Raw genomic sequence first — 4,968 nt, 5'->3', positions numbered from 1 at the left:
TGGGCGACTTGTTAGGAGGTTGAAATATGGGCTTAGAAACAGAAATGGTTTCCTTTTTTATAAACGGCGACCGCAAAACATCTTTTTACGGTTGCCCTGATTGTTGGGAGCAGGGCAACAAAAACCCATTATATTTATGGGACAATATTTTGCGTTGCCCGGTTCATGGCGAAGTTACTAATCAAGAGCGTATCTCTGAATATCAGAAACTCGGATACCAATTCCTGGTTGGTGTGCCTCCTGATCAAGAGCAACTTTCTTGAGGCAATGGGTACAAATTATAAACAAGCCTTGGCTGTCTTGATCCATTTGGGGGCTTGTTTTATTTTTACCATAAACAGGTGGGTCTGTTTGAATTAAGCCTATGCGATAAAGTTCTTTGTTACAAAAAGGGCAAAGTATCGGTTGCATTAATAGACCTCCTAACGGTGAGCTAAGCCGCGCCGCCGCTGCCTTGCTGGTGAAAACGGTGCGTGTCGGCGTCGGCTTGGGCGACTTGTTATACCGTGCAAATTTTACTTTTTTATATTTTGGGATATCAAAGAGACTAAAGACTTATGTCCTTTAATAACCAGTCCTTCATAAGTTTCTTGGATCACTTTTAACCGAAATTTTCCAATTTTGAATAGATTAATACTGATATCTTGTGAGCCAACAACATAATGCTTTGATCTTATTAGAGTTGCATTCATGTCATTGAGAATAACCCCAAGTTTTTTAATAAGAAGCTTATCTGTTTCACTCCCAAGCAGCATTCTTTTTTGATTAAATGGCCACATAATGTATTAAAACTTCAAAGGTATAACGGTGAGCTAAGCCGCGCCGCCGCTGCCTTCGCTGGAAAAATCGGTGCGTGTCGGCGTCGGCTTGGGCGACTGGTTAGCCAATATAGTAATGTTTTTCTTTGATAAATACAAAAATAGTAAACTAAAAATAAATGGAACTGAATGAATTAGTTGAACTAACGGCGGCCTATAGAAATAATAAGACTGACCAAAAATTGATGTATTTACAATAGGATTGACGTTCCAAAAAAAGTCTAAGTTAAAAGTTGAATTAAAATTAGAAATATACATAATTATTAACTCTGCAAGGATAGAGACTATAAATAAGCAAAGATTAATACACCATAAGATGGCTATCCATCTAAGATTCAAACCTTTAAAAATTTTAATCATGATAAAACAGGCAATTAAAAAACTTGAATAAAAACAATAGTTAATCAGTGACAATGTTACAAATAGTGGATTAGGCACTGAATATATTACATGATAGTGAATAGTAACTAAAAAATATGCAGAAGAAATAAAAAGCAAAAAAAATCGGAGCTTATCGATGTTGAATTCTTGACTGATTTTTTTGAGCTTAAATAACCCGTATATGAATAGAGCCATACCAATCGAGTCATTAAATATATCAAATCTAAAGGCATATCCTAATTCTGATGACTTTTGAATCGTTGCATCTACTAAGCATAGAATTCCTCCCCAAAAAAACAGTCTCAAGGAAGTTTGAAGTTCTATCAAGAGGGTTTCCCTTTCGTGATATTTATTGGCTAACGGTGAGCTAAGCCGCGCCGCCGCTGCTTTACTGAAAAAATCGGTGCGTGTCGGCGTCGGCTTGGGCGACTTGTTGGGCATTAAGGCAATGGTCTATGCGGGATTTGCGCGCCATGCCATACCCCAACGATCCAGACTACATCACCTTGGATTTTATAAAAAAAACGGTATGGAGACACAATGACTTCTCTGAAAGATAATGCAGGGAATTCTGGTATAATCCTGCCCGATTCGGGAAAGTCTTCAAGCCTCTTCAAAACAGATTCCGCCAAATTTCTAAAGCTTATCGCCGCAGATGGCTTATCTCTACGGATATAAGCAAGCGCAGACAAAAATTGAGTTCTGGCTGAAGGGGTAAACTTGACTTTCACAATGGCTCCTGAGCAAGTAGCGCATCCGCCTCAGCCATTACGGCATCAAGATCGCTACCATTTCCCAATTCAATTTCCATCTCTCCTTTTGCTAAAATGCGTAGAAGCTCTTTGTCGTGCTCAGACTGGTTGTAGGCCTCAACGCTAATCATGACAGCCGCAGCTCGACCCCTTTGCGTTATTATTAATGGAGAATTTGAATCTTGAAGATGCTTTAAAATTTTTGCAGCATCTTGCCTCAAATCACTTACCGGAATAATTTCCATTAGCTTGCCCATAGAACACCTCCTAATTGTATCTTTAAAAGTACCATTGAGAGTGATTTAAAGCAAAGAAAAACTATAGGGATAGGTGCTTGCCCAACGGTGAGCTAAGCTGCGCCGCCGCTGCCTTGCTGGTGAAATCGGTGCGTGTCGGCGTCAGCTTGGGCGACTTGTTAGATAATAAAAGCAACTTCTACCAAGTAGAAGTTATGCTCTTGCCAAATTCTTATTTAGATGTTTTTAAAAATCTATCACCATATAGTTTATCTATTTGCTCTAATACTTTGCCTTGTGGTGAACCTATTAGCCTTATGCGCTCATTTTCAGAAAGCTTTCCGAATAATTTACCTGATGTTGGAGAATAGAGAATAATGATATTGTCCGTGTCACAAGCATGGTTTTGACAAGAATTTATAGAATAAAATTCTTCTCCATCAATATTTATTTTTTTTGCTGGAGAACTCGGGCCATCAAGCTTGGTAAGCCATTTTGAGGACTTTTTTATGTCAAGGGCTGTGAAGTATGCTTTTTTGAACTTTGAATCTTTTAAAAATCCCATGCCATAACACCTTCTTGGGCTTGTGCATGAACACATAGGAGAGCAATAAGGCACATTGCATAAATAGCTTTTTGAATCATAGAGAACCTTAGTTTTGAATATTATCTAACGGTGAGCTAAGCCGCGCCGCCGCTGCTTTACTGGTGAAAACCGTGCGTGTCGGCGTCGGCTTGGGCGACTTGTTAGACCCCACAAATTAAAACCTTATATTATATTAAGCTTAATCGAATATAACAAAGGCAATGAAACAATACATAATGAACGATATCAATACAAAAAATAACCCAATTGTTAGATTACGTTCAACGTTAAACCAATATACTAAATCTTTATCTGGAATGGACTGATAATCCCGATCAAGGCAATAAAACATAAACGTAAATGATTTAAAATCATTTCGGAAAGGAATAGGACTTCCAGATCTCTCGTATTCAGATGGATAATCCTTTTTCAAGCGGGTAATAAGGTAGCCATCAATGAAATGCAAACTGATAATGCATATTAGCGCGATAACCCATAATGTTATAAGTATATAATCCATATTTAAGAGGGTCTAACGGTGAGCTAAGCCGCGCCGCCGCTGCTTTACTGGAAAAATCGGTGCGTGTCGGCGTCGGCTTGGGCGACTTGTTGGCACTGCGGTTGAAAAATCAATGCCAGACTATTAAACAGTTTAGGGCAACCAACGACCTGAAGTTACCCTGCCAGAACATAAAAACAGAAAACAGCAAAACCCAAATGAGTTACCATATTACTTTTGCAATTGCTGGTGAAAACCTGTCTCTGAATGACTGGAGAAACTCCTGAAAAGTCAAACGCCTTACTCTGAGCCACATAGCGTAAAAAGCCATTCACTTCAACAGTGCTAAAATTGGCGATAGCATCAAAGATATAAAACTGCCAACTAAAAAGTACCGGGTTAACGACTGCAAAGCCTCAGCATGCCAACGGTGAGCTAAGCTGCGCCGCCGCTGCCTTGCTGGTGAAATCGGTGCGTGTCGGCGTCAGCTTGGGCGACTTGTTGGAAATTAGGCGCTAAAAGGAAACAGCGCTGCCATTAACAAAAAGCTGATGGAGCAACCCCGAAAAGCCTGACCCCGCAACAGCTTTAAAACAGACACAGCAACAAAAGCAAAAACTAATGAACCAAGACTGCTTTACCGCAAAACCAGAAACTCCACGCAAAAAAGGCAAAACCAATAAAGCTGAAACAACTGCAAGCTGAGGAAATGCCAAAAAACTATAGCGCAAAGCTGGAAATACAGAGCTAAAAAAGCCAAGCAATTTACCCGAGTGACAAAGCAAAAAAGTCAAAAGCTTTAACCACTTATATTTGCCAACTGAGCCAGAGCGCGAAAGCTTATAAAACCGGGCAATACCCCGGAAACAGATTTCCAACGGATAGCTAAGCCGCCCGCCGTTACGCTGGCCGGAAACCAACCACGCCTACTCGGGTCGGCTTGAGCGGATTGTTGTGTGCTTTACAGCATTTAAGAACTGAAAACTCCAGATTCTTTGAAAATGCTGAAAAGCAACTGCCAAAAAACTTTGTGAAAATGAAAACAGCTGAAAGTATGCAACCAATATACACCAGACTTTTAGAAACTGCGGCCCGAAGGCTAAAACTGCTGGAAACGCTGAAATCCACGACAGCGTTACCTTACGAACCTAAACACAGACCTAAAAAAGCTGCAAATAGAAAAAACTTTAAAATCATAGAGTTGCGAAAAAATGACCGTTTTTTTGAAAAAATCTTTAAAAACATAAGGTTAAAACACATTGGTCGTGTATGCGACCTAAACACGACTTTTATGAGAGCCCGGAAGAAAATGCGACGTTTTCAGCCTTGATGCTTTGAAAGCGTTGCCAAACGAGAAAAAGCCTGAGTTTGCCAAAGAGCTGAAAAGGATTCAATGCCAAGCATTTTTGCCGTGAACTGCAACTGGCCAAGGAAAAATACCAATTCCCGAACGCCTGAATTTCAGTGCGCTTGAAATTCCAACATCCTAATCGTTGAAAAATTTATGCGCTGGCCATCCGACATTAAACACACAACGGTGAGCTAAGCTGCGCCGCCGCTGCTTTACTGGAAAAATCGGTGCGTGTCGGCGTCAGCTTGGGCGACTTGTTAGCTTTTGAAGCGTTTACTATGCCTATATTTAGGCATAATTAGTAAAAACGTTTTGCCTTTTTTCGCGTTCCTGATTCTGGAGGTG

6 protein-coding genes are annotated in these 4,968 nt (G+C 40.3%); 2 read left to right on the top strand and 4 right to left on the bottom strand.

Translation table 11 applies throughout. The features are described from left to right. Positions 1-26 precede the first annotated feature (26 nt). Positions 27-263 (top strand): hypothetical protein, encoded by a 237-nt coding sequence (locus tag K245_RS27905; RefSeq protein ID WP_156906867.1) that lies wholly within the window; start codon positions 27-29, stop codon positions 261-263. A gap of 549 nt (positions 264-812) precedes the next feature. Here the strand turns inward: K245_RS27905 and K245_RS0120610 are convergent. The 4 genes from K245_RS0120610 to K245_RS0120595 all read right to left on the bottom strand — a co-directional run bounded on the left by K245_RS0120610 (position 813) and on the right by K245_RS0120595 (position 2,752). Then, positions 813-1,640 (bottom strand): LTA synthase family protein, encoded by an 828-nt coding sequence (locus K245_RS0120610; RefSeq protein WP_027360684.1) that lies wholly within the window; start codon positions 1,638-1,640, stop codon positions 813-815. Beyond that, positions 1,640-1,930 carry a type II toxin-antitoxin system RelE/ParE family toxin gene (locus tag K245_RS0120605; RefSeq protein ID WP_027360683.1) on the bottom strand — a complete coding sequence of 97 codons (291 nt, stop codon included), beginning with the start codon at positions 1,928-1,930 and terminating at the stop codon, positions 1,640-1,642. Before K245_RS0120605 ends, K245_RS0120610 begins: the two co-directional genes overlap by 1 nt. Continuing rightward, positions 1,927-2,208: a type II toxin-antitoxin system Phd/YefM family antitoxin gene (locus tag K245_RS0120600; protein ID WP_027360682.1), complete on the bottom strand. Its 282-nt coding sequence runs from the start codon at positions 2,206-2,208 to the stop codon at positions 1,927-1,929. The genes K245_RS0120605 and K245_RS0120600 overlap by 4 nt, the downstream gene beginning before the upstream one ends. 211 nt (positions 2,209-2,419) lie before the next feature. Beyond that, positions 2,420-2,752 carry an Ivy family c-type lysozyme inhibitor gene (locus K245_RS0120595; protein WP_027360681.1) on the bottom strand — a complete coding sequence of 111 codons (333 nt, stop codon included), beginning with the start codon at positions 2,750-2,752 and terminating at the stop codon, positions 2,420-2,422. A gap of 1,460 nt (positions 2,753-4,212) precedes the next feature. Between K245_RS0120595 and K245_RS0120580 the strand changes: the two genes are divergently transcribed. Beyond that, a complete protein-coding gene (locus tag K245_RS0120580; protein WP_027360679.1) occupies positions 4,213-4,602 on the top strand; it encodes a hypothetical protein in 390 nt (129 codons plus the stop codon). Positions 4,603-4,968 lie beyond the last annotated feature (366 nt).

The sequence above is a fragment of the Desulforegula conservatrix Mb1Pa genome (genome assembly GCF_000426225.1).
GTDB lineage: Bacteria > Desulfobacterota > Desulfobacteria > Desulfobacterales > Desulforegulaceae > Desulforegula > Desulforegula conservatrix.
The sequence above is the reverse complement of the archived record's forward strand: the minus strand, read 5'-3'. Positions and strand labels throughout refer to the sequence as shown.